21 protein-coding genes and 1 tRNA gene are annotated in these 23,550 nt (G+C 58.5%); 16 read left to right on the top strand and 6 right to left on the bottom strand.

The window, feature by feature from the left end; genetic code table 11:
* Positions 1-220 precede the first annotated feature (220 nt).
* Entirely contained in the window at positions 221-1,105 is an 885-nt protein-coding gene (rarD, locus tag AAGQ88_RS09035; RefSeq protein WP_093467228.1) for an EamA family transporter RarD, read from the top strand.
* 52 nt (positions 1,106-1,157) lie between these two features.
* Here the strand turns inward: rarD and zapE are convergent, their stop codons facing one another.
* Together zapE and AAGQ88_RS09025 are read right to left on the bottom strand one after the other, a co-directional pair.
* The gene (gene zapE, locus AAGQ88_RS09030) at positions 1,158-2,279 is read right to left on the bottom strand and encodes a cell division protein ZapE (RefSeq protein WP_342655043.1); all 1,122 of its coding nucleotides are present in this window, start codon (positions 2,277-2,279) and stop codon (positions 1,158-1,160) included.
* A gap of 9 nt (positions 2,280-2,288) precedes the next feature.
* Positions 2,289-3,497: an MFS transporter gene (locus tag AAGQ88_RS09025; protein WP_342655042.1), complete on the bottom strand. Its 1,209-nt coding sequence runs from the start codon at positions 3,495-3,497 to the stop codon at positions 2,289-2,291.
* A 779-nt stretch (positions 3,498-4,276) separates the two neighbouring features.
* Here AAGQ88_RS09025 and AAGQ88_RS09020 point away from each other — a divergent pair.
* Positions 4,277-5,722, top strand: a complete 1,446-nt coding sequence (locus AAGQ88_RS09020; protein WP_342655041.1) for a SulP family inorganic anion transporter — start codon at positions 4,277-4,279, stop codon at positions 5,720-5,722.
* Between the two features lie 280 nt (positions 5,723-6,002).
* Positions 6,003-7,940: a methyl-accepting chemotaxis protein gene (locus AAGQ88_RS09015; RefSeq protein ID WP_342655040.1), complete on the top strand. Its 1,938-nt coding sequence runs from the start codon at positions 6,003-6,005 to the stop codon at positions 7,938-7,940.
* 84 nt (positions 7,941-8,024) lie between these two features.
* Here AAGQ88_RS09015 and AAGQ88_RS09010 read toward each other — a convergent pair whose 3' ends face one another.
* Both AAGQ88_RS09010 and AAGQ88_RS09005 read right to left on the bottom strand, forming a co-directional pair.
* A complete protein-coding gene (locus tag AAGQ88_RS09010; protein WP_342655039.1) occupies positions 8,025-8,585 on the bottom strand; it encodes a cysteine hydrolase family protein in 561 nt (186 codons plus the stop codon).
* Positions 8,586-8,615: 30 nt separating this feature from the next.
* Positions 8,616-9,539, bottom strand: coding sequence for a LysR family transcriptional regulator (locus AAGQ88_RS09005; protein WP_285425704.1), 924 nt, complete (start codon positions 9,537-9,539; stop codon positions 8,616-8,618).
* 118 nt (positions 9,540-9,657) lie between these two features.
* Here AAGQ88_RS09005 and AAGQ88_RS09000 point away from each other — a divergent pair, with 118 nt between their 5' ends.
* The 3 genes from AAGQ88_RS09000 to AAGQ88_RS08990 all read left to right on the top strand — a co-directional run bounded on the left by AAGQ88_RS09000 (position 9,658) and on the right by AAGQ88_RS08990 (position 11,165).
* Entirely contained in the window at positions 9,658-10,407 is a 750-nt protein-coding gene (locus tag AAGQ88_RS09000) for a 3-oxoacyl-ACP reductase family protein (protein ID WP_285425705.1), read from the top strand.
* 164 nt (positions 10,408-10,571) lie between these two features.
* Positions 10,572-10,661: transfer RNA gene (locus AAGQ88_RS08995), tRNA-Ser, on the top strand.
* Positions 10,662-10,877: 216 nt separating this feature from the next.
* A complete protein-coding gene (locus AAGQ88_RS08990) occupies positions 10,878-11,165 on the top strand; it encodes a hypothetical protein (protein ID WP_342655038.1) in 288 nt (95 codons plus the stop codon).
* Positions 11,166-12,235: 1,070 nt separating this feature from the next.
* Here AAGQ88_RS08990 and AAGQ88_RS08985 read toward each other — a convergent pair.
* Both AAGQ88_RS08985 and AAGQ88_RS08980 read right to left on the bottom strand, forming a co-directional pair.
* Positions 12,236-13,543: a DUF4910 domain-containing protein gene (locus AAGQ88_RS08985; RefSeq protein WP_342655037.1), complete on the bottom strand. Its 1,308-nt coding sequence runs from the start codon at positions 13,541-13,543 to the stop codon at positions 12,236-12,238.
* Positions 13,530-14,312 carry an AAC(3) family N-acetyltransferase gene (locus AAGQ88_RS08980; RefSeq protein ID WP_342655036.1) on the bottom strand — a complete coding sequence of 261 codons (783 nt, stop codon included), beginning with the start codon at positions 14,310-14,312 and terminating at the stop codon, positions 13,530-13,532. The genes AAGQ88_RS08985 and AAGQ88_RS08980 overlap by 14 nt, the downstream gene beginning before the upstream one ends.
* Before the next feature lie 1,078 nt (positions 14,313-15,390).
* On the opposite strand from AAGQ88_RS08980, the gene AAGQ88_RS08975 reads away from it, so the two are divergent.
* The 10 genes from AAGQ88_RS08975 to AAGQ88_RS08930 all read left to right on the top strand — a co-directional run bounded on the left by AAGQ88_RS08975 (position 15,391) and on the right by AAGQ88_RS08930 (position 23,507).
* Positions 15,391-15,759: a phage integrase N-terminal SAM-like domain-containing protein gene (locus tag AAGQ88_RS08975; RefSeq protein ID WP_342655035.1), complete on the top strand. Its 369-nt coding sequence runs from the start codon at positions 15,391-15,393 to the stop codon at positions 15,757-15,759.
* Positions 15,760-15,926: 167 nt separating this feature from the next.
* A complete protein-coding gene (locus tag AAGQ88_RS08970) occupies positions 15,927-16,331 on the top strand; it encodes a tyrosine-type recombinase/integrase (protein ID WP_342655034.1) in 405 nt (134 codons plus the stop codon).
* A gap of 558 nt (positions 16,332-16,889) precedes the next feature.
* A complete protein-coding gene (locus tag AAGQ88_RS08965) occupies positions 16,890-17,375 on the top strand; it encodes a helix-turn-helix transcriptional regulator (RefSeq protein ID WP_285425706.1) in 486 nt (161 codons plus the stop codon).
* Positions 17,376-17,442: 67 nt separating this feature from the next.
* The gene (locus tag AAGQ88_RS08960) at positions 17,443-17,874 is read left to right on the top strand and encodes a DUF4124 domain-containing protein (RefSeq protein WP_342655033.1); all 432 of its coding nucleotides are present in this window, start codon (positions 17,443-17,445) and stop codon (positions 17,872-17,874) included.
* A gap of 161 nt (positions 17,875-18,035) precedes the next feature.
* Positions 18,036-18,434 (top strand): nuclear transport factor 2 family protein, encoded by a 399-nt coding sequence (locus AAGQ88_RS08955; RefSeq protein ID WP_342655032.1) that lies wholly within the window; start codon positions 18,036-18,038, stop codon positions 18,432-18,434.
* A 190-nt stretch (positions 18,435-18,624) separates the two neighbouring features.
* Entirely contained in the window at positions 18,625-20,127 is a 1,503-nt protein-coding gene (locus tag AAGQ88_RS08950) for a cytosine permease (RefSeq protein ID WP_342655031.1), read from the top strand.
* 176 nt (positions 20,128-20,303) lie between these two features.
* A complete protein-coding gene (locus tag AAGQ88_RS08945) occupies positions 20,304-20,597 on the top strand; it encodes a DUF6388 family protein (protein WP_093467192.1) in 294 nt (97 codons plus the stop codon).
* 147 nt (positions 20,598-20,744) lie between these two features.
* A complete protein-coding gene (locus AAGQ88_RS08940; protein WP_342655030.1) occupies positions 20,745-21,437 on the top strand; it encodes a crotonase/enoyl-CoA hydratase family protein in 693 nt (230 codons plus the stop codon).
* A gap of 250 nt (positions 21,438-21,687) precedes the next feature.
* On the top strand, positions 21,688-22,464 hold the full coding sequence (locus AAGQ88_RS08935; RefSeq protein WP_342655029.1) for a 1-acylglycerol-3-phosphate O-acyltransferase: 777 nt from the start codon (positions 21,688-21,690) through the stop codon (positions 22,462-22,464).
* A gap of 71 nt (positions 22,465-22,535) precedes the next feature.
* Positions 22,536-23,507, top strand: a complete 972-nt coding sequence (locus tag AAGQ88_RS08930) for a magnesium and cobalt transport protein CorA (protein ID WP_342655028.1) — start codon at positions 22,536-22,538, stop codon at positions 23,505-23,507.
* The last annotated feature ends 43 nt before the right edge of the window (positions 23,508-23,550 follow it).

Below are 23,550 nucleotides of genomic sequence, written 5' to 3'. Positions count from 1 at the left end.
GACAAGTCTCCGGCAGGCAGGGGTCGCGCTCAATCGGCACGCGGTCTCGTTCTCTGCCAAACGTGCATCGTTTACTGCCAGCCGATCTGGTGTTTACCAGATAGCTGACCGCCCGCCGCGAACGCTTCGGATAGACTGTGCGCCGTTTCCCGCAAGCAGGCCGAAAGAGCCTGACAGCAGGTGACGTTTTCTCCCACAAGAACCGAACCAAGGAGCCCCCGTGTACAAGGGTGTCGCACTATCGGTCATGGCCTCCTGCCTCTTCGCGGTCATGTACTACTACACCTCATTGCTGAAGCCATTGAGCGGTGAAGAAATCTTCGGCTGGCGCATGCTGCTGACCCTGCCTTGCATCACGCTGTTCATGCTGTCCAGCGGCGACTGGAAACTCGCCCGCGGCCTCGCCGCGCGGGTGCGCCAGACGCCTGCCCTGCTGGGTGCGATGGTGTTGTCGTCGGCATTGATCGGCGCGCAGTTGTGGCTGTTCATGTGGGCGCCCCTGCATGGCCGCAGCCTCGAGGTGTCACTGGGCTATTTCCTCCTGCCGCTGACGATGATCCTGACAGGCCGCGTGGTCTACGGCGAGCACTTGTCCCGTCTGCAGAAAATCGCGGCCTGCTGCGCGCTGATCGGCGTGGGCAACGAACTGTTCCGGCTGGGCAGTTTCTCCTGGGAAACATTGCTGGTGTGTCTGGGCTATCCAGTCTATTTCGTCCTGCGCCGGCGGATCAGGACCGACCACCTGGGCGGCCTCTGGTGGGACATGTTGCTGATTCTGCCTGCCGCGCTGCTGTTCATCTGCCGGGGCAATCCGTCGGTGGTTGAGCAGATGCCGAAGCTGTATGCGCTGATCCCCATCCTCGGCGCGATCAGTGCGTCGGCGCTGGTCAGCTACATCCTCGCCAGCCGCTTGCTGGCCTTCAGCGTGTTCGGCTTGCTCAGTTATGTCGAACCGGTGTTGCTGGTCGGCGTTGCCCTGCTGCTTGGCGAAACCATTGGCCGCGACGAATGGCTGACCTACTTGCCGATCTGGGTGGCGGTGCTGGTACTGGTGGGCGAAGGGGCCAAACATGTGCTGGTGCAGCGACGCAGAAACCAGGCCTGACAGCACGTGCCGAGGGCAAGGCGGCCTTGGTCAGCGGGTCGCGGGCAGCGGTTCAGCGCCCGAAGCGCGCCAGCTGCATTTCCTGCAAGCGGCTCAGCGTGCGGCGAAAGGCGAACGCCAGATAACCTTCGGTGTAGAGCGCCTGCATCGGCAGCTCAGCCTCGACGTAGAGCGGCACCTTGCGGTCGTAGCATTCGTCGACCAGCGCAATGAAGCGGCGCACGCCGTCGTCGTAGGGTGACAACTGCGGCAGTTCTCGATCCCCCGCGGCCACCTGCTCCACGCCATCTTCGGTACCGCGCGCGATACGCCCTTCGCGCTGCGGCGCACTCAGTGCCGGCACCTCGCTGAGCAGCACGGCCGTGTAGCGGTCGCACAATTCGATGAAATCCATGGCAGCCAGCGGCTGTTCGCATAGATCGGCGTAACGGCACCAGACCACGGTCTTGCTGCTGCGCACCACCGGCAGATGCCGCCGACCAAGGGGCACTGGCTGGATCGACACCGACTCGCCACTGCTCAGTTGTTCGAAGACGTCGACCAGTGCGCTGCGCCCCTGCCCGGCCTTGACCCAGTAACGCTGCTGCGCCTGCCCCGGATGCAGTCGGTGATCCTCACCGCCATCCACGCAGACCACGTGCATGTAGTGATTGATCGCAGTGATCGCCGGCACGAATCGCTCGCGGTTATGCCCCGTGGCATACAGCTGCTCGGGCAGCTGATTGGAGGTGCAGACCAGCACGACGCCCTGCTCGAACATCGCTCGCAACAGGCCGCCCAGGATCACCGCGTCGCCGATGTCATTGACGAACAGCTCGTCGAAACACAGCACCCTCACCTCCTCGCCCAGTTCCCGGGCCAGCACATCCAGCGGCTTTGCCACACCCGTGAGCTGAAAAAGACGCTGATGGACCCAGCGCATGAAGTGATGGAAATGCTGGCGACGCGCAGGGATCTGCAGGCCTTCGTAAAAACGGTCCATGAGCCAGGTTTTGCCACGGCCCACCGGGCCCCACAGATAAACGCCCTTCGGCGGCGCATGCCGGTTGCCATCGCGCAAGGCCAGCCAGCAGGCCTCAAGCGCGCGGGCAGCCTGACGCTGCGCCTCGTCTGCCTGAAACCCCTGCGTGTCGACGGCCTGCTGCCAGGCTGCCAGTGGAGAAAGCGCACTCATCGACAAACGTCACCGCGTACGGGAAGAGGATTCGAGGCGTCTGGAGTACGACGCCCCCAGCAGATAAAAACAGCCGCCTGCCACGATAAAGCCCGCCAGCATATAGAACATGAAGTGCGCTGACTGGGTGGCCAGGGCAAAACCGCACAGCACCGGGCCGAGCGCGCCGCCCAGGTTGGAGAGGTTCTGGGCGCCGTAGTACATGCCGCGCAGATGAGCAGGCGCGATGCGATCAATGAACATGTATTCGGCGGGGAACACGATGATTTCGCCCAGGGTGAACACCGCCACCGCCAGCGACCAGTGCAGCACGGTCGTGGATAGCGCAAACCCCACGACGCCGGCCAGAAACAGGCTGAAGCCCAGCGTCAGCCACTGGTTGAGGTACTGGTGACTGATGTAGCGGCCGACGAAATACTGCAGGCAAATGACCACCGCCGCGTTCACGGCGACCACCGAACTGATGACCTGATAAGTGAATTCCGGCGTGCTGGTGGTGACCAGGTATTGCGACAGGTACGCCGTGAACTGGCCGAACACCACTGCGCTGAGCACGCCACCTACGGTGAAGCAGACCAGCCGGTAATCCTTGAGCAGGATCCGGCCCACCGCCACGAACGAAACCGGCGCGTTGGCCGGGTCCGCCGAGCTGAGCCGGCGGTCACCGTAGAGCGCATACACGACGAAAAAGCCCAGCCCCAGCGCGGCCGACGTCAGGAACGGCAGTTTCATGTTCCACTGCGCCAGCCCTGCGCCAATGAACGGCCCGACGGCGTAGCCGATGTTGATCAGTGTGTAGCGCACCGAAAACACTTTGCTCTGCTCGGCCACCGGCAGCAGCTTGCCGAAAGCGGCCTTGACGACGATGTCGATGACTGAATAGGCGAAGTTGAACGACACCAGAAACAGGAAGAACAGCCACAGCTGCCCGGTCACGCACATGCCGACGAAGCCGGCCACGAAAAATCCGGTGAAACACAGGATCAGTCGGTAGCTGGATAATTTGTCCGTCAGATAGCCGCCGTACAGACTGAGCAACGAGCCGACGATCAAGGCGCTGCCCACCACCATGCCAATGTCGCTGATGCTCAGTGTGAAGTTCGATGACAGATAGATCACCAGATAAGGCAAGGTGATCGCCCTCCCCAACGTCAGAAACAGCGACGACGACAGCAGGAGATTGACTGAGGCAGGGTAATGTCTGAGCGCGGCGAGCATCCGTGGTCTGTCCTCGACAGTGGGCAGTGATCATTCAAGCCAAACATCGTTACACAATCGCGCTTGACTGGACACCGGGATGAAATTTTTCCCTGCAGATTTTCCGGGTAAAGGCACAGTAGGGCTCCCTTTGATCAGCGGCGTAACACCCGCCGCCTTCCCGGCTAAAGCCGGTCCTTACGAAAAGTTTGCAGTTTCTGTAGATCCGGTTTCAGCGGGCCCTACAAAAAACTTGTAGCGCCTGTAGGACCGGCTTCAGCCGGGAAGAGGCCGGTGTGTCGGGTGGAGATCCGGCGGCTGGGAGTCAGTCTTCGCGAGCAAGCTCGCTTGGGGGATTTGTGTCTGGTCAGATCAGCGGCGTAACACCCGACGCCTTCCCGGCTAAAGCCGGTCCTACGGAAAGTTTGCAGTATCTGTAGATCCGGTTTCAGCCGGTCCTACGAAAAGCTTGTAGCGCTTGTAGGACCGGCTTCAGCAAGGAACAGGCCGGTGTGTTTGGTGGAGATCTGGCGGCTGGAAGTCAGTTCGCGAGCAAGCTCGCTCCCACGGGATTCGTGTCTGGTCAGAGAATTTGTGTGTGCCTGGAAATCCCTGTGGGAGTGAGCTTGCTCACGAAGAGGCCGGTACAGGTGGCGCTTCTTGTCTGCATGACCCATCCAGTCGCAGGCGACACCTCCCCCGACAGCTATGTTGCGGGCGCACGGCCCATGTCTGGCTGGCCCGATTCGCTCACATTCCGTAACATCCCCACCCTTTGCGCCCTTCTCCCCAGGTATTTCATGAAGCCCGCTCGTTTGCGCGCCGACGTTCTCGCCGGCCTCACCACCTCGTTCGCCCTCGTGCCCGAGTGCATCGCCTTCGCGCTGGTCGCGCACCTCAACCCACTGATGGGCCTGTACGGCGCCTTCATCATCTGCACGCTGACTGCGCTGTTCGGCGGACGTCCCGGCATGGTTTCCGGCGCTGCGGGGTCGATGGCCGTGGTCATCGTCGCGCTGGTCGTGCAGCACGGCGTGCAATACCTGCTGGCAACCGTCCTGCTGGGCGGGCTGGTGATGATCGCCTTTGGCGTGCTGCGCCTGGGCAAGCTGGTGCGCATGGTCCCCTACCCGGTGATGCTCGGCTTCGTCAATGGCCTGGCCATCGTCATCGCCATGGCTCAGCTCGAGCACTTCAAAAGCGGCGACGCCTGGCTCAGCGGCACCCCGCTCTACTGGATGATCGGCCTGGTCGCCCTGACCATGGCCATCGTCTATCTGCTGCCGCGCCTGACCCGCGCAGTGCCGCCTGCGCTGGTGGCCATTCTCGGCGTCGGCCTGCTGGTGTTTCTGTTCGGCCTGCCTACCCGCACCCTCGGCGACATGGCCCACATCGCCGGCGGCTTGCCGGATGTCGCGTTGCCCGACGTGCCCTGGAATCTGGACACCCTGCGCATCATCGCGCCCTACGCCATCCTGATGGCGCTGGTTGGCCTGCTGGAAACCCTGCTCACCCTCAATCTCACCGACGAAATCACGGAGAGCCGCGGCTACCCGGATCGCGAGTGCGTGGCGCTGGGCGTCGCAAACATTGCCTCCGGTGTCTGCGGTGGCATGGGCGGCTGCGCGATGATCGGCCAGACCGTCATCAACCTCAGCTCAGGCGGCCGCGGTCGCCTCTCAGGCATCGTCGCCGGGGTGATGATTCTGATGTTCGTGCTGTTCCTGTCGCCGCTGATCGAGCGCATCCCGCTGGCAGCGCTGGTCGGCGTGATGTTCGTGGTGGCTCAGCAGACATTCGCCTGGGCGTCGCTGCGCGTGCTGCGCAAAGTGCCGCTCAACGATGTGCTTGCGATCATCGCCGTGACCATCGTGACGGTGCTCACGGATCTGGCGACTGCCGTGGTGTTCGGCATCCTCATTGCGGCGCTCAACTTCGCCTGGCAGCAGGCGCGTGAACTGTACGCCGACAGCCATGTCGAAACCGATGGCAGCAAGATCTATCACCTGCACGGCACGCTGTTTTTCGCCTCCACCACGCCGTTTCTGGATCAGTTCGATCACCTTAACGATCCCGATCACGTCACCCTCGACTGTCGCCACCTGAGCTTTGTCGACTATTCAGCGATCGCAGCGCTGAAAACCCTGCGCGAGCGCTACCAGAAGGCCGGCAAGCATCTGCGCGTGGTGCATTTATCAGAGCGCTGCAAGCAACTGCTCAAGCGCGCAGGTGTGCATCACGCGTAGACGCCGCCCCACGCCCGGCGGCGGACAGCCCCGGCCGCCACTTTTTCGCGCACGACGTTTAAGAATTGTTCCAAAAGTACTCACGCTTTGTACACAACCTGATCGTTGACTATTTGTCGGGCGATCCGCCAAACGGTCGCAACGCTGGAGATCAAAGGGCCAGCACCGCAGCCCCGGTAATTTCCTGACCGTCCGATCAACTCAATGGCGCAGTAATTGCTCGTGCTCAGATCAGCGGCACTGTTCCATCGTGGTTGTGCGCTTTACTGCGGAGTTTTCTATGCCTGTCTGGCGAAAAAGTATTCAGTGGCAGCTGACATTGAGCATGGGGGCTGCGCTGGTGATCAGCAGCCTGATCGTGATCGCCATCTATGCGTTCGCGCTCAACAGACTCACGGATCGCTACCTGCTGCAGCAGGCCATGCCGGCCAGCGTCGAGGCCATCCGCAACGACCTTGAACGCCTGCTCGCCGCTCCCCTCACGGCGGCCAGCGACATCGCCGACAATACGCTGGTGTCCGAATGGCTGGGTGATGGCGAAGACGCCGCGCAGCAACCGGCTTTTATCCGGTATCTGGCGAAAATCAAAGAACAGCACAACGCGCTGACCACATTCATCGTCGCCAGGGACAGCGGCCATTACATCACCAATAAAGGCGCCGACCGCACGCTGCAACGCGGGCCGGCCGAGAACAACTGGTTTTACGGCTTCCTCGACAGCAACAAACAGCGCTCGCTGGACATCGACATCGACGCCACGACCAAGGTGCCGACGCTGTTCATCAATCAGCGGATCGTGCACAACGGCAACGTCGTCGGCGTGGCCGGGCTCGGCTTTGGCATGAGCGCGCTGTCGCAGATGGTTCGCGACTTCCGTTTCGGCAAACAAGGCCAGGTGTACCTCGTCAGCCAGGACGGCCGGATCAAGGTGCATCCGAATGCCGATCTCAATGACCGTGAAGCCCTGTCGCAACTGGTCGGCGAGCCTGCCGCCCGCAGGTTGCTCAACGAAAACGAGAACGGCCAGGCGCTGGAATTCAAGCGCGACGGGCAGGACTACGTCGCCGTCGCCAAGCCAGTCGCGTCGCTGGGCTGGACACTGGTCAGCGAGGTGCCGATGGCTGAAGTCTACGGCCCGGCCAAGGATGCGTTGACGCTCATCTGCGCCATCAGCATCGCGGTCGTGCTGTTCTTCCTCGGTTTCGTGGCGTGGATCGCGCGCGGTATCGTGCGCCCGATTCGTCAGGTGACCCATGCGCTGGTGGACATCGGCGCGGGTCAGGGCGACCTGACCCGGCGGCTGGACGACAAACGCGAAAATGAATTGGGCGATCTGGCGCGCGGCTTCAATCGCTTCATCGAAAGCCTGCGCGCACTGATCGGCGACGCCTTGAAAACCAGCGAGCAACTGCGTCACAACGTCGTCGAGGTCACGCGGGTTGTCGACAGCACGTCGAGCCGCGCCCTCAAGCAACAGCAGATGACGGACATGGTCGCCACCGCGGTTCATGAGATGGGCCTGACCGTGCAGGAAATCGCCCGCAATGCCGGGGCAGCGGCCGATGTGTCGCGCAATACGCATCGGGAGGCGGTGTCAGCCAGGCAAGTGGTCGGTGAGTCGATCGACCACATTCAGAGCATGTCCGACGGCGTCGGCATCGCCGCAGGCGCCGTGGAACATCTGGCCACGCAGATCTCGACCATCGATCAAGTGCTCAGCGTTATCCGCAGCATTTCCGAACAAACCAATCTGCTGGCCCTGAACGCAGCCATCGAGGCAGCGCGAGCAGGCGAAATGGGCCGGGGCTTTGCGGTGGTCGCCGATGAGGTTCGCACGCTCGCCGGCCGCACCCAGACCGCCACTTCGGAGATCCGCCAGATGATGAGCGAACTGAAAAGCGGCGCCGATCAGGCAGTCACCTCGATGCGTGCCGGACAGGCCGCGACCGGAACAGGTGTCCAAGCCAGCCGGCGTACCGGGGATTCCCTGGATGCCATCGCCGGCCACGTCGAAGAGCTGACCGATCGCAACCATCAGGTCGCCGCCGCCACGGAAGAACAGAGCACCGTGACCGAGGAAATCAATCGCAACGTGCAAGGCATTGCCGACCTTGCGCAGTCCACCGCGCAAGACGTCAAGACGTGCAGGGAGGATTGCCTGAAGTTGTCGGAGCAGGCCGATCATCTGGCCATGCAGATGGCGCGCTTCACGTTGTAATGCAGACGGTGCGCCCCGTTTGACTCATGGGCAGGCGCCATTCACCGGCCGCCTGCCTGAGGTGCGCCCGCGGACCGTGCGCAGTCAGGCCAGCGCCTGGAGGATGTCCTCGGTACCCAGCACCTGCGCATATTCGCCGTGCAGATTGCCCAGCGACATGGCGTGAATGTCTTCGGCACGGCGCGGCTGACCGAAGAAGTCGGCGCCGTCGAAGGTGTAGCACGCGTCGTGCGGGACGAACACGTCAAAGCCCAGATTGCCGCCGGTGCGCGCGGTGGACTCCACCGAATTGTGGGTGACGACGCCGACGATCACGACCTGGCGGATCCCGTCCGCGCGCAGCCAGCCTTCCAGCGCCGAGTGGCAGAACGCATCCGGTACCTGCTTGTGCAGCTCGCCTTCCCCTTCGTGCGGCAGAAACTCGGGCTGGAATTCGACACCGGACTGCTGCGGCCAGAACACCGAATCCGGCGAGCGGGAGAAATGCCTGACGTGTATGACGGTTCGCTGCGAGTCACGCCAGGCCTCAAGCAGCGCCAGCATGTTCTGCTCGGCATCCGGGTTGTTGCGCCGTCCCAGTTTCGGATGATTGATGCCTTGCTGCATGTCGATGATGACCAGCGCGGCTTTTTTATCAAACTTCATTGCATCCCTCTTTCCTCACGCTCGCTCCCCTCACACGGCACTGAAATGCCGCGCCAGCTCCTGTCGGGCGAACTGCTCAATGATGAAATCCACGAACGCCCGGGTCTTGCCGGGCAACAATTTGTGTTCACTGTAATAAATGCAGATGTTCCCGTCCTCGACATACCAGTCGGGCAGCACGCGCTGCAACGTACCGGCGCGCAGGTAAGGCACGGCGAAGGGCATGCTCACCAACGCAACGCCCAGACCCTGCACCGCCGCGCGGCAGGCGGCCTCGGAATCGCTCATGGTCATGCGCAGCTTCAGCCGCAGCGGCGTCTGCTCCTGAGTGCGATGGGTCAAGGGCCAGGAGCGGATCCGCCCGGTCTGCGGCGAGCGGATCAGGATGCCGTCGCACTCGCTCAGATCGTCCGGGTGTGAAACGTGAGCATTCGCCAGCATCCAGTCGGGTGAGGCCACCAGGACGCGGTGCGCCGGGGCCAGCTTGCGCGCCACCACGCCCTGAGGCAGGTCGAAGCCACCGCCGATGGCGGCGTCGAATCCCCCGCCGATGAGGTCCACCTGGCGGTTGTCGAAATGCCAGTCGGGTGTGATCGCGGGGTACCGGCTCAGAAATTCACCCAGCAGCGGCATCACGTACAGGCAGCCGAATATCGTCCCGACACTGACTTTCAGCGTCCCGGCCGGACTGCCCTGCGCGCTGGCCAGATTGGCGACGGCGTGCTGGATGGTGTTCAGGCTGCTGCCGACTTCGGCCAGAAACCGCTGCCCGGCTTCCGTCAGGGTCAACTTGCGGGTACTGCGTTGAAACAGTCGCACGCCCAGCCGCACTTCCAGTTTCGCCACGCTCTTGCCTACGGCGGCTGGGGTCAGGCTCAGGCGTCTGGCGGCTTCGGCAAAGCTACCGACCTCCGCGCTGCGCACGAAACACTCGAGGCTGCTGAAATATTCCATGGTTCGCATTCACAACTTCTGGTTTACACAGACTATAGCGATTACTGGCTACCGGGAACGTAATCCAGGGCAGATACTTTAACCATTCACCCACTCTCAACGGTAACAGGAGATCGACATGACTCATCCCACCAACCTCATCGGCAAGACAGCACTGGTTCAAGGCGGCTCGCGGGGCATCGGCGCAGCCATCGTCAAACGTCTGGTCGAACAAGGCGCGGCCGTCGCCTTCACCTTCGTAAGCTCCGAAGAGAAAGCCCGCGCCCTGCAGGACAGCATCACAGCGGCAGGCGGCAAGGCACTGGCGATCAAGGCCGACAGCGCCAGCGCCGAGGACATTCGCAGCGCGGTGGCCAAAACCGTCGACACCTTCGGCGGCCTGGACATCCTGGTCAACAACGCGGGCGTGCTGGCCATCGCGCCGCTGGACGAGTTCAGCCTCGAAGACTTCGACAAAACCCTGGCCATCAACGTGCGCAGCGTCTTCATCGCCACTCAGGAAGCCGCTCGCCATATGAAGGAAGGCGGTCGCGTCATCAATATCGGCAGCACCAACGCCGACCGCATGCCGTTTGCCGGCGGTGGTGTCTACGCCATGAGCAAATCGGCGCTGGTCGGCCTCACCAAAGGCCTGGCGCGCGACCTCGGCCCGCGCGGCATCACCATCAATAACGTACAGCCCGGCCCGGTCGATACCGACATGAACCCTGCCAACAGCGACTTCGCCGAAACCTTGCTGGGCCTCATGGCCGTTCCGCGCTACGGCAAGTCCGAAGAAGTCGCCGCCATGGTCGCCTACCTGGCAGGCCCGGAAGCGGGCTATGTGACCGGCGCGAGCCTGACCATCGACGGTGGCTTCGGCGCCTGATACCAAGGCTGACCCGGAACGAAAAAGCCCCGGACTTCGCAAAGAAGCCGGGGCTTGCTGCATTTCTGCTTAACCGCATGAAAATTCTGAAAAAAAGTTTTGCCTTCGCCAGAACTTTCGACTACATTAGCGCGCCTCGACAGACTGAACGTCTGAAGAGATACGGTGAGGTGTCCGAGTGGCTTAAGGAGCACGCCTGGAAAGTGTGTATACAGGAAACTGTATCGAGGGTTCGAATCCCTCCTTCACCGCCATATTCGATTCACGCTAAAGCCCCGATTTTCCTAGAGAAAGTCGGGGCTTTTTCGTTTCCGGCAAATAAATTAGGGCAGATTTAGGGCAAAAACGGGCGACGCTACGCCGTCTCATGCCGCTCAGCGCCGCTATCCCACGACAGCTCGTCAATCTGACTAGCAATCACCCCGCACCCTCGATTACTGTATATCCAACCAGTATTCGAGATATTCCCCATGGACTGTCCCAACATCGATTATGAAGCCGAGGACTGGCCGGACATTCCCACTCAGGAGGAAATGATGCGCCAGCACATCCACCTCATCGAGCTGGAATGCCAGATGCTCCAGGAGGAGCTGAGTAGATACCGGAAGAATGTGGCTAAGCTCATCGACATTCACAACGAGGTGACGATCGAGCGGGACAAGCTGCGCGCTGAATTGAAGGGTGCTAGCGAACGGATTGGGAAGTTGAACACGAAAGCTTTTCGAGCTCGCTTCAAGTCTGTTTGTTACATGACATAATCTCTCAGCAGACTGCAGTGCTCCGGCATCTTAACGTTCCCGGTCACTATTACGAGCCGAGCGTGACAATCGGTGAGTTTGCCCTACTGAAGAACATCTTTTATGGACACCTGAGTGGCCTTCAACACTGGTTAAGTGACGATATGCTGGATCTGAGACCAAGAACGCGCTTCCACCTGCTGCCGAAAATTCGATCAAGAATGCACTCATGGGCTGGCGGCTCCGGAAAGACCGGCACGCTTCCGCCACTACTACGGTTCCCACCATGCGCAACGTATGGGCGCTATCTTCAACGGCACAGAGCGGAACATCGCTTTCCACATTGATATGTTCCTTCTATTCAATCACGTGTTTCACTAAGGCGGCGTTTGCCTATGCCTGCGCAGCGTCCGCATTGCTAAAGCAGCAAGATCCACTTTGATGGCTGGATTCATTAGTGACGATAATCTGCCGTACGCACTGGCATGCCAGCGCAATGCAAAATTACCGCGACGACAGGAAGCGCCACGCGAATGAAGGTGACACTGACCAGCCCACACTGCACTTCGATAATGCACGCCCTGAAAGATACTCTGCCGAACTTGAGATTCTGCATCGCCCTTGCAGCCCGTGCCAGAGGCCCTAATATATAGTGTAGTAATAGTAAATCACATTGCCAATAAGGTCGGGCTATAGGCCACCAATCGCCGGATCGGCAGCAAGACGGCACATTACGAACTCGACGACCGGGATCGGCTTTGCGTCAAGGAGGAGGGGATAGATTATATCGTTCTTAATTCAGCAGCCGAACCGGTAGAACTTTCGGCAAACGTTGGCATACCTCTCCCCACACCAGCCACCAGAGCTACCAGCTACCAGCTACCAGCTACCAGCCAGACTCGCCGTCGCCATGTAGATCCATGTCCGCAAACTAGTTTCGGATTGACTATGCGAAGGGGAGAGTCCATCCAATCCTGTTCTACGGGCCTCGGCCCATGGCTTGGGCGCGGAAGCGTGCGATCTTCATACTAAGTCATAGTTTTCCTCTACACGCAAAAAAATCCGCACTTGGAGCTCGAATAGATAAAGGGCTATCGAACCTTCTCTAATAAGCCATTTTCTAACAAAGGACCGACCAAGGCCTGCAGCTTTCTAAATGGTTCGCCTATTTTCTCTGCTATCTCCAGGAGGCTCAAGTCACCATCGCAGTAAGATATCAAGCCCATCATAGTTCGGACCTGAGGGCCGGTATCTTTTGTACTGATGGTTGGATATAAACCTCTCTTCCCAAGCTGTGGTTCACACATAACTGTGCAACGAAGTGTTGTGTCACCTTCGATTATCTCCAACGCATCTCGAAGAGCCGCAAAACCGCCCGCCAGGCCTGACGGCGTAACAAGCGTAAGATCATCCAGTGACGTGTGATATTCGGGATACTCACCATACTTGCTGCGCATTATAGTGGCAATAGGAAGATCGACGCCCGGAGAGCAATATTGTCGCTCATCGCTACCCCGGTCCATCCAACTATAGTGTTTGAAGTCTGGATCAATGAAGCGTAGCGCGTGCTTCGCTGCTCGATCAGACAATGTCTTTCCGTTACGCGACGGAAGATAGGAATAGCAACGATCATCGCCGATGCAGGACACGTTGAAGCCTGCCACGACGTAATCTTTAAGATGCTGATAATTCTTGCTTAGATAGACTATTGAGCCTATAGTTTCTGGAATAAAAATAATTCTGTAAGTGTAGCGCCGGCTCGGCAAAGACAGCAACCACTTAACTAAAGCGGTAGTTACCACTGGGCCTGATAACTCGTTGTTTGCCATCGAAGGGTGACATACATATGTCGAGAGAAAAACCTCCTCTTGTGACTCGCCCGGAATTAAAATCTCCGCATAATTTAAAACTCCAGGCTTCAATGTAGAATCGATAACTACTTTATAGTTTCCTGGCTTAAGCGTCCGCCGCTGACTATGAGCAAGGCAAAAGCCCCAGCGCCGTGAATAATAAGAGGTTATATAAGGGATTGCATCAGGCTGGTTTGGAATTGAATACAGATGTTCCTGCAGATCATCCAGAGTCAGCACTGTGTCAACGGGCTCGGAATAACCTAATACATGTAGATTGTGCGTTTTGAAGTCTACTAATTTGTTGCCGCTTTCGTCAGCTATATAGGCGGCTCTAATCTCCCACTCGTCTGGAACAATCCAGTCAAATGCAGCGGTCCCACTAGGGACTTCCCGTAATTCGAGACCATCGATATGACTTGCTAATATCGACAAGGTCTCCCTAACTCCAGAGCCAGTAAGACTTCGACATATTGGAAACAGCTGAGTGGCGAGATCATAACAGTACTGTCCGACCTGCGCATCCGTTAATCCGTCATTTAACTTCATACAGCAATCCCTTTGCTTGCCCACTCTGAATTACTTTAGAGGTTTCATCAAAAACTACGCTTGCATTGATGACTCTTAAGCCACATCCTTGGCCTGGGCGATACCCGCTATAAGCTTTTTTCTCCCATAAAAGCTCTCCCATCGAATTCACGCTAGTCCGCACACCATGCTCGATATCACGAACAAATAGCCCGTATGTTTTAGTTGAAGAAAGACCGTTAAGATCGGTACACTCTCCAGTGAATTTTTTATGATATCTATATGAAACGTTATTTGCCTCTTCCACATAATGATAAAAAGTCATGCTGTGTTGATCGGGAAGATCAATCACACCAATCTTTCCGTCGAGTCGGTGAAGAATTGCAAAAGGCGAGTCAGTTCCATACCCGCTAAAATTATCGACATTCTGAAACAAGAGAGCATTTCTGCCGACCGCGGCAAAGGAATATATAGGGTGAGCCGTTCTAACCGCCTCCGGCCACTTACGAACAGCTTCAGTAAAAGAACCCATAGCGCTCTTCGAATGTCGCATATCGAAAGGAACACCTTGGGTGAAATCAAAATTAAAAAGCGGGACGATTAACGTCCCTTCATCACCAATCGCACGTAAAAAGCTTCTCACAACAATGTTAGGATCAGCGCTGCCCCCCATCTTTATGACTCTTCGCAACGTTCGCGAAAGGCTACTATGCACCAGGATAGTATCCCCCTCCCTCAATCCAGCGGATTTCCACTCAGCAGCTAACGCATCGACTACATCATCATGCATTTCGACACCTCATTTTAAAATAAAACAGCAATACGCCTTCATACTTTGTACTATTTTTACCCCGTCGTCAAGGTGCCACACCGATAGCGACATCTCGTTCCTTCCAGCAAGACCTGAAAATATCCGTCCACTATTCACCCATGAGAAGAATTAAATTCCCAAATCTAAAACTCATGACCATTCGGATCCGAACAACGAAAGCCCAACTCACCTCAAGGATATCCATGCTTCTATGCAATATATCCAGTTCAATTGTAATCAATTATAATGCAAATAAACTTTTCTCAATTAGCTATCTTTTAGATTCGCACCGCCTCGCAGCCCCGATGCAACTCTGGATTCGTGCAGCAAGATCCGAGAACTTTCCACATATGTTTGACCAATCAAAATCTTAACCTCCCATCGCCTCATTCAAGCTCTGATCATAACCGAAATTTGAGTATATCTTGACAAATAACCGAACTACCAAACCAGATGCAACTCTCGTTAAAGTTTGCAAATTTTTGGCACCCTTGACGCCTATCGCAAGTTGAATAATCATGAATCATAACGCTACGGCAGATATTGAATATTAATAAACATACGACTTTTAACCGAGACTTTAAGTGACTCGAACTTTATCCATAACACCATACTGCCCTAGCTGCATTATTGGGGAACGGAATCGGCAGTGCTGTTGATTCATGACCATACACTTGTAGTTAGCGCTATGCCCCATTGAGTTATCAATCAGCACAGCACAGCTGACCGACTGCCGGATGAGCGAGTATGTGAAAAACCGTATATAGAATCGCCGTACCAACTTCACTGACTGGGGCAACGTTAAGTAAATTATTGAGAACTGAGCTTACTTAGCAAGCAGCATCCGCGGTTGACCTCATGACTAACCCCATCGAAATGATACCGGTGCCACATGTATAAAAGGGCATCACTCCGTATCAGATCGGTTGAGACTACAGGCAGTTACGAGAATACCCAAATTTCCTCGATCCAGCCGAAGATGCCGACGAAGCTGTAAGGAGGTTGGTTACTCAGTGATGATGTTAACAATGGAGACAGTCTGCGCTGGCTCGAGGTAATGGAAGCGAAAAAGGCGAGCAGCACCAGCAAGAACTATCGGAGCAAGGCCAAGCACGTCTCTGCCTATTTCGAAAAACGCCGCTTCGTGGACATTTCCAAGAGCGACATCGAACTGTTCCAGGCAAAGCTGCTGAAGGGCGGTCTCTCTCCAAAAACTGTGAATGACATCTTCACGGTGGTTCGCGGCGCCTGGGCTGACGCCTACGCGGACGGCGTGATCAAATCCAACCCGCTTGACCGTATCAAGAATATTGAGCGCGATGCGGATGAGGACAGCGCCGACCCCTTCTCCCAGGAAGAGCCGGTGGCGATCAGCGAAGTCAAACCTGCGAGGCAGCAAGATGTGAATCTGAGCCTGTTCGACTAATCAGCCGGGTTATCGGCATCTGAAGTAATCGCCCTCGAGTGGGATGATGTGGATCTGGTTGAGGGGACGGTCATGGTCAGACGCGCCAGGGTGAATTTGGAATACAAAGTTCCGAGGAGAAGAGTCGACTGCGCCGGGTTGAGCTGATCGATCCGGCGATCGAGTACTTGCGCCAGCAATTCGAAATCACCGGAGCACTCCCTGCCGTAGCCGTGGACGTCATCCAGCGGGACAACAACACGGTGAAGCGGGAAAACGTACGCTTTGTATTCCGCAACGGGCAGAGTGGCGAACCGTGGCACGCTTCGAGCCTGTTGCGGTGGTTCACTGCCCATCTGAAAACAGTGGGCGTTCGACACCGCGGGCCAAACCAATGTCGTCACACATTTGCCAGCCAGGCACTGTCAAGCTACGTGCCCATCGAATGGGTAGCTCGACAATTGGGCCATACCGATACGACAATGGTGAAGAAGCACTACGGCCGGTGGATTCCGGGCGACACCAAGAGCCTTGCCGGGCTGGTCTCGCAGATGATGGGGTTTCGGCCTGACGGCAAGGCGGGATTGCCTTAGGGCAAATTTAGGGCAAAACAGGCGCCGCAACGCGCCGTTTTACGCCAGCCATGGACTTGCAATCCCCAGCAATCACCGGCGTAGCGCGGCGTGGCATGACACCTTCAAGGGTTCGAATCCCTCCTTCACCGCCATATTCGATGCAAACAAAACCCCTGACATTCCTCGAGAATTCAGGGGTTTTGTGTTTCTGGCTTCCAGACTTTCGTTTCCATTTCCCTTTCGTGTCTGTTCCAACGCTGCGCGCGTCCTGCCTCTCGTCCTCCCGAAGGTGATTGCACGACAGCCAATCCATCGCCGAACCGCTACTCGCTATCCATATGAATGCGCCACCTATCCAATGCGACGGAATTTTTCATCCTGTCGGGCTTTTATTCATCAAGCGGTAGCAAGACATCGGAAAACTCGCCGCTTGAGTGTATGAAGGTCTATGTTTACCCCTTGTTTCCAACAGGTGAAGCATCACGAGCACCTGAAGGTTCCTCACTGGATCGCCCGCCACCATTGCGCACCCCATTAAAACCATAACCAGGGTGCGAATTTCGCAGGAGAAGGTTGATGAACGGTATCGGCAAACGTTTGAGGCAGGAAAGGAAGCGGTTGAAACTGACGCAAAGCGCGCTGGGCGCCATTGGGGGCGTCGAAGCCAATGCGCAGGGTCATTATGAAAGCGGGCAGCGTCTGCCCAGAGCGGATTACCTGTTCAGGATCGCGGCGGCCGGGGTGGATATCAGCCGCGTGGTCACTGGCATCGAGTCAACCAATCGAATGGAGGTGCCGTTGATGCCGGTGCTGGCGGCGTCGCCGGCCGAGGAGGACTTCGACAGTTCGGAAAGCGTGGTGAAGATCATCGGTCAGCTTCGACAGAGCCTGTGGGTCACGGCCAATGCTTTGTGCGAGGTCACGCGACTGGTGGATTCGAAAGACCAGCGCGCGAGCCTGGACCATGTCGAGGATCATCTCAAAGTGCTGCAAGGCGACGCCGACATGTTCGCGGCGCTCGCACTGGCGAAGGTGCAGAAAGCCAATCACGAAACCCACTGACGCCGGTCAAGCACCGCTGACAGCGACTCCCTGCAATGGTAGCCTTGCGCCATACAGGGAGGTTTCGATGAGCAGGTTTTCCACGATATCCGCAGTCCTGGCGTTGGTGTTCTGCACCGCGGTCCATGGGGAAGTGTTCAAGTGCGTCACCGAAGAGGGCAAGGTCAGCTTCGGCTACAGCCCCTGCCCGACCTATGTGGGCCAGACCACCGTGCAACGCGCGGGTCCGGCGCGAATCGGCAGCGAGTGGGAGGACGCTGATTTCCCTTATCGCCTGAACAAGAATGCGACCGAGATTCTGCAGATCAGTCGCCGCAGGAAGCTGATCATCACCAACGAAAAAGAAATCGCCGACCGCCTGCAGAGCATCCGGCCGCCGCCACCCAGCGTGCCCTCCACTTGCGTGGCGCCTCGCTACGACAGCGCCTGCTTCGACCCTTCCGGCGGGCGCGTGCGTCAGCCGGTGAAGAGCGGCCTGGTGAAATCCGGCGGCAATTGAACCTCTGCCTTTGGCCGCGACGATCGCCGCAGGCGCCTGCCTCTGCTCGGCGGCATAGTTCTCGATTTTCTGAACTAAGTTTTTATCGGCACCGATGTTACCGAATGTGAGAGCTGCTTAAAGTCAGGCCCCATCGCCAGAACCACAACAAAGAGACGGCCATGACTCCCATCGAACACCGCGAAGAACAGGTCCGCCAGGCAGCGCAGGCGCTGGTCGCAGCCTTCGCGAGCAACGACACCGAAGCCTATTTCGCCGCCTTCAGCGACGACGCCACGTTCCTGTTTTACACCCTTCCCGCCCCGCTGCTGTCCCGCGCCGCCTATCGCCAGGTATGGAACGGCTGGCAGGCGGATGGCTTCGCGGTGCTGGGCTGTGAATCGAGCAACGTCAATATCAGCTTGCAAGGCGATGTCGCTATTTTCATGCACGATGTGGCCACACATGTACGCTTCGGCAGCGAAGAGAGCCGCTATCAGGAGCGCGAAACCATTGTGTTTCGTCTGCATGGCACGCGATGGCTTGCCTGCCATGAGCATTTGTCGGCGATGGCGGACTGACCCGCTGAATCACGCGGCGAGTGCCCGAAGAGGCGCCGCCTGACCTTTTCCAACACCAACCACCGCTACATCCCTTTTACGGTCGGACTGCCGACCACTGCCAATGCCACGACCGGGCGACGTCCGGTCGAAAAACGGGCCGACATTCCGTGTCAGCCTCATAACAACACGACAGCGTGCAGGACATCTCATGTCACACCCCACCACCAGCATCGAAACATTCGGTGTCGAACAGATCCCCGATGATCAACGCGACGCTTCTCCCATCGATCTGTTTCGCCTGACCTTCGGCGGCGCCAACACCTTTGCGACCGCCGTGCTCGGCAGCTTTCCGGTGCTATTCGGCCTGTCCTTCCAGGCAGGCGTCTGGTCGATCATCCTCGGCATCGTGTTGGGCTCGATCATCCTGGCGCCGATGGGCCTGTTCGGCGCACTCAACGGCACCAACAACGCGGTTTCCTCTGGCGCTCACTTCGGCGTACACGGGCGCATCGTCGGATCGTTTCTTTCGCTGCTGACCGCCGTGGCGTTTTTCTCGCTGTCCGTGTGGAGCTCGGGGGATGCATTGATCGGCGGCGCCAAGCGGATGATCGGCCTGCCGGAAAACGACCTGACGCTGGCGCTGGCCTACGGCGTATTTGCCGTGCTGGTCCTGGTGGTGTGCATTTACGGCTTCCGTTTCATGCTGTGGGTCAACAAGATCGCGGTGTTTGCTTCCAGCCTGCTGTTTCTCTTGGGCATCGTGGCCTTCAGCGGCAGCTTCGATGCAGGGTTCGCCGGCACCGTCAGTCAGGGCAGCGAAGGGTTCTGGGCCGCGTTCATCGGCGCGGCATTGCTGGCCATGAGCAACCCGGTGTCGTTCGGCGCGTTTCTCGGCGACTGGTCACGCTACATTCCGCGTCATACCTCGAAAAAACGCATCATGGCCTCGGTGTTTCTGGCACAGCTCTGCACCTTGATCCCGTTCCTGTTCGGTCTGTGCACGGCCACGATCGTTGCCACCCAGGCGCCGCAATACATTACCGACAATAACTACGTCGGCGGCCTGCTCGCGGTGTCTCCAAGCTGGTTCTTCCTGCCGGTCTGCCTGATCGCGATCATCGGCGGCATGTCCACCGGCACGACCTCGCTGTACGGCACGGGTCTGGACATGTCGAGCATGTTCCCGCGTCTGCTGAATCGCGCTCAGGCGACGATTCTGATCGGGATCGCGGCCATCGCCTTCATCTTCATCGGACGTTTCGCCTTCAATCTGGTGCAGAGCGTGTCCACGTTCGCAGTGTTGATCGTCACTTGCACATCGCCATGGATCGTCATCATGGTGCTGGGACTGATCATCCGCCGTGGCTTTTATCACCCGGCTGACCTGCAAGTGTTCACCCGCGGCCAGAGCGGCGGGCATTACTGGTTCGAGCACGGCTGGAACTGGCGCGGCCTGGGCGCCTGGATTCCCAGCGCGGCGGTCGGCCTGTGCTTCGTCAACCTGCCGGGTCAGTTCGTCGGTCCACTCGGCAACCTGGCCGGCGGCATCGACATCAGCCTGCCGATTACGCTGGGCCTGGCAGCGCTGCTGTACATAACGCTGCTGCGCACCTTCCCGGAACCGGTGGGCGTTTATGGCGATCACGGGCCGCACCCGCTGCTGGGCGAAAACGCTCATCGCAACGACAAGAAACCCATGGCGATCGGCTGAATCCCCGGGGCAGATAAAGACAGGGCCTGCCGCTGAGCAGGCCTTTTCATTTCCGCTACCGACCGACGGCCCGCCTGTGGGTGGCGCGCATCGGTCACATCCAGCACAATCGCGATTCGCGTCACAATCCCGACAACAGAAAAACGTCAGCTCGAACCACAGGAGATCTACCTCACATGAATAAAGAAGAATGGATCGAAGCTGCCCTGCCGAAATACATCGTGACCAACCCGGCTCTGCAGGAAGAAATCTCAGGTCTGAGCCTGAAAGATCAGCAAGACCAGATTCGCTGGGCCTTCGAAGACGAAGCCGAAGCCGTGAACCTTGAAACCTGGGAGCTGGCCTTGCGGTTCAGCGACAAATCCGAGGACGAAGTCGCAGCGCTGCGACTGGCGGTGCACAAGGAGGCCGCCGAGGCGCTTGACATGGACTGGGACGAGTACTGCGAGCTGAACACGCTCGAAGTCTGAGCCACCCCCCTCCCCACTTCGGGCCGCGACCTTCACTGCCCTCCACGCGGCCCGAATCCCTGACTCATCGGTCACCCTTTACGCTTTACCTGGCCTCGACGGGTGAGTAACGTCTGCGCCACTTCAAAACAAAAAAGGACTCGCCCCATGAGTGATCTGGTCGCCTATCAACTGGAAGACGGCGTCGCCACACTGACTCTGAGCAACGGCAAGGTCAACGCCATCAGCAACGACGTGATTGCCGCATTCAATGCCGCTCTGGATCAGGCCGAGAAGGACCGCGCCGTCGTCATCATCACCGGCCAGCCAGGCATTCTGTCGGGCGGCTACGACTTGAAAATCATGACCTCCAGCCCTCAGGCCGCGCTGGATCTGGTGGCCGAAGGCTCGACCCTGGCGCGGCGCATGTTATCGCACCCCTTTCCCATCGTTGTCGCGTGCAGCGGCCATGCCGTGGCCAAAGGCGCATTTCTGCTGCTGTCGGCGGATTACCGGATCGGGATTGAGGGGCCGTTCAGCATCGGACTGAACGAAGTGCAGATCGGCATGACCATGCACCACGCGGGAATCGAACTGGCTCGCGACCGACTGAGCAAAAGCGCTTTTGGTCGCTCCGTGATCAATGGCGAGATGTTTGACCCCAAAGGCGCGCTGCAGGCGGGCTTCCTGGACAAGGTCGTCACAGCCGAAGAACTGACCGACGCCGCCCGCACCGTCGCCCTGCAGCTGAAAAAGATCAACATGAGGGCGCACAAGCAAACCAAACTCAAGGTGCGCAAGGACTTCTTAGAGACGCTGGACAAGGCCATCGAACTGGATCGCCAGCATCAGTTTCAATGATGCCTGACTGACCTTCTTTTCCTGCAGGACTCAGCGTGCTGATGATCAGGCGCTGCGCGTTGGCAACGGCCAGCGACTGCCACCCGCAGCCGCAGGCGCGCTGAGCTCCTGGGGGAATGGCCAGATGCGTTGTCCGAGACGCTTCGGAAACATCTGCTTAAACACGGTCAAACCATCTGTCCGTCGGCCAATTGCCGATTTGAGTGCACATCCGTAAACTGCGCCACCTTTTATTTCCAGGGTGGTCTGCATGCTGTTCGTTCTGCGTATGTCGCTGATGGGTCTGCACTTTGTCCTTGCCGGCTTGCTGGGCCTGCTGATCGGCATCTGCCGTCCTTTCAACCCGGACAACAGCCGTCTGTGCGCGCGACTGTACGCCCTGCCCGCCATGTGGATTCTGCGCCTGCGCCTCAAGGCCCAGATGGCGCCGCACTTCGAACGCACCCGCCCGTGCGTGATCATTTGCAATCACCAGTCCAATTACGACCTGTTCATCCTCGGCAATATCGTGCCGCCGCGCACAGTCTGCATCGGCAAGAAAAGCCTGAAGTGGGTGCCCTTCTTCGGCCAGCTGTTCTGGCTAGCGGGCAATGTACTGATCGATCGCGGCAACCCGCTGCGCGCTCGGCATTCGATCAGGCAGACCACCGAAACCCTGCAACACCAGGACACCTCGATCTGGGTATTCCCCGAAGGCACCCGCAATCTGGGCAAGGGCCTGCTGCCGTTCAAGCGGGGCGCGTTTCAGATGGCCATCGACGCCGGCGTGCCCATCGTTCCGGTATGCGTCAGCACCTACGTGCGCGACATGCAACTGAACGCCTGGGACAGCGGCCAGGTGATGATTCGCTCGTTGCCGGCCATTTCCACCACCGGCCTGACCGGCGACGATATCCCGGCGCTGATCGAGCAGTGCCACAGCCAGATGCGCGCGAGCATCGAGCAGATGGACGTGCAACTGCGCAACCCGGTGCCCGCCGCCCAAACGGCAGCTGAACAGCTGACACAAAACCCTCGAACTCGCTGAGATTCGCCGACTCTGAACTGGAGAGCGCGCTAAGCTGCGCAGCGAATCCTCAGAAGAAGAAGCAGATCACCATGGGTCGAGTTGTTGCGGCTGCCGTCTATACCGCCGGGAAGAAAGTCACCAACATCACGCTGGACGAAGGCGCTGCCTGGGCGGCCAAGCCCGGACACTTCGTCTGGATCGGCCTTGAGCAGCCCAGTGCTCAGGAACTGGCGACGCTTCAAAAGCAGTTCAACCTGCACGAACTGGCCATCGAAGATGCGCTGGAGGTCCACAGCCGGCCCAAGCTCGAAACCTTCGGCGACGCGCTGTTCATCGTGACGTACGCGCCGATCCGCGAGAACGGCAGACTGCAGTTCATCGAAACCCACATCTTCGCTGGCAAGGGTTACATCATCACCTCGCGCAACGGCGACTCGAAGTCTTATGGCTTGGTCCGTCAACGCTGCGAGGCGCGGCCACTGTTGCTGGAGCACGGCGAAGACTTCGTGCTTTACGCGCTGCTGGACTTCGTCACCGAGAACTACCAGCCGGTCACCGAGGCCATCCACTGCGAGCTGGAGGAACTGGAGCACAGCGTGCTCAGCTCCGAACTCAACGAAGCCGACATTCACCGGATTCACAGCCTGCGCCGCGATCTGCTGCGTTTGCGCCGCTACGTGGCGCCGATGGTAGAGATCGGTGAGGAGTTGCAGAAACTCAGCTTTCCGTTCATCGACAAGAACATGCGGCCGTATTTCCGCGACGTGGAAATTCACGTCAAACGGCAGATGGAGGACCTCGCCAACCTGCGTGACATCGCCAGCCAGACCATCGAGATCGGCCTGTTGCTGGAGTCATCGCGACAAAGCCTGACCCAGCGCAAGTTCGCCGCCTGGGCCGCGATTCTCGCGTTTCCCACCGCGATCGCCGGGATCTATGGCATGAATTTCCAGAACATGCCGGAGCTGAGCTGGCACTACGGCTACTTTGTCGTGCTGGGCGTAATTGTCAGCGGGTGCGGGATCTTGTTTGCGAGCTTCAAGCGCTCGGGCTGGCTGTGACGGCCCGAATGACCGACATTGCGCGCCCTGACCGAACGGGGCG

Origin of the sequence: Pseudomonas sp. F3-2 (assembly GCF_038804275.1) — a bacterium.
In the GTDB taxonomy this organism is placed as follows: Bacteria; Pseudomonadota; Gammaproteobacteria; order Pseudomonadales; family Pseudomonadaceae; genus Aquipseudomonas.
Note: the sequence above shows the minus strand (reverse complement) of the source record. Positions and strands in the feature narration are given on the sequence as shown.

Bases quoted from the DNA above. Each gene is read 5' to 3' on its own strand.
- AAGQ88_RS09000 (WP_285425705.1), top strand. From the start codon at position 9,658: ATGACTCATCCCACCAACCTCATCGGCAAGACAGCACTGGTTCAAGGC.
- AAGQ88_RS08990 (WP_342655038.1), top strand. From the start codon at position 10,878: ATGGACTGTCCCAACATCGATTATGAAGCCGAGGACTGGCCGGACATT.
- zapE (WP_342655043.1), bottom strand. From the start codon at position 2,279: ATGAGTGCGCTTTCTCCACTGGCAGCCTGGCAGCAGGCCGTCGACACG.
- AAGQ88_RS08955 (WP_342655032.1), top strand. From the start codon at position 18,036: ATGACTCCCATCGAACACCGCGAAGAACAGGTCCGCCAGGCAGCGCAG.
- AAGQ88_RS08930 (WP_342655028.1), top strand. From the start codon at position 22,536: ATGGGTCGAGTTGTTGCGGCTGCCGTCTATACCGCCGGGAAGAAAGTC.
- AAGQ88_RS08960 (WP_342655033.1), top strand. From the start codon at position 17,443: ATGAGCAGGTTTTCCACGATATCCGCAGTCCTGGCGTTGGTGTTCTGC.
- AAGQ88_RS08950 (WP_342655031.1), top strand. From the start codon at position 18,625: ATGTCACACCCCACCACCAGCATCGAAACATTCGGTGTCGAACAGATC.
- AAGQ88_RS08985 (WP_342655037.1), bottom strand. From the start codon at position 13,543: ATGAAGTTAAATGACGGATTAACGGATGCGCAGGTCGGACAGTACTGT.
- AAGQ88_RS09005 (WP_285425704.1), bottom strand. From the start codon at position 9,539: ATGGAATATTTCAGCAGCCTCGAGTGTTTCGTGCGCAGCGCGGAGGTC.
- AAGQ88_RS09020 (WP_342655041.1), top strand. From the start codon at position 4,277: ATGAAGCCCGCTCGTTTGCGCGCCGACGTTCTCGCCGGCCTCACCACC.
- AAGQ88_RS09015 (WP_342655040.1), top strand. From the start codon at position 6,003: ATGCCTGTCTGGCGAAAAAGTATTCAGTGGCAGCTGACATTGAGCATG.
- AAGQ88_RS08940 (WP_342655030.1), top strand. From the start codon at position 20,745: ATGAGTGATCTGGTCGCCTATCAACTGGAAGACGGCGTCGCCACACTG.
- AAGQ88_RS08975 (WP_342655035.1), top strand. From the start codon at position 15,391: ATGGAAGCGAAAAAGGCGAGCAGCACCAGCAAGAACTATCGGAGCAAG.
- AAGQ88_RS09010 (WP_342655039.1), bottom strand. From the start codon at position 8,585: ATGAAGTTTGATAAAAAAGCCGCGCTGGTCATCATCGACATGCAGCAA.
- AAGQ88_RS08980 (WP_342655036.1), bottom strand. From the start codon at position 14,312: ATGCATGATGATGTAGTCGATGCGTTAGCTGCTGAGTGGAAATCCGCT.
- AAGQ88_RS08965 (WP_285425706.1), top strand. From the start codon at position 16,890: ATGAACGGTATCGGCAAACGTTTGAGGCAGGAAAGGAAGCGGTTGAAA.
- AAGQ88_RS08935 (WP_342655029.1), top strand. From the start codon at position 21,688: ATGCTGTTCGTTCTGCGTATGTCGCTGATGGGTCTGCACTTTGTCCTT.
- AAGQ88_RS09025 (WP_342655042.1), bottom strand. From the start codon at position 3,497: ATGCTCGCCGCGCTCAGACATTACCCTGCCTCAGTCAATCTCCTGCTG.
- AAGQ88_RS08945 (WP_093467192.1), top strand. From the start codon at position 20,304: ATGAATAAAGAAGAATGGATCGAAGCTGCCCTGCCGAAATACATCGTG.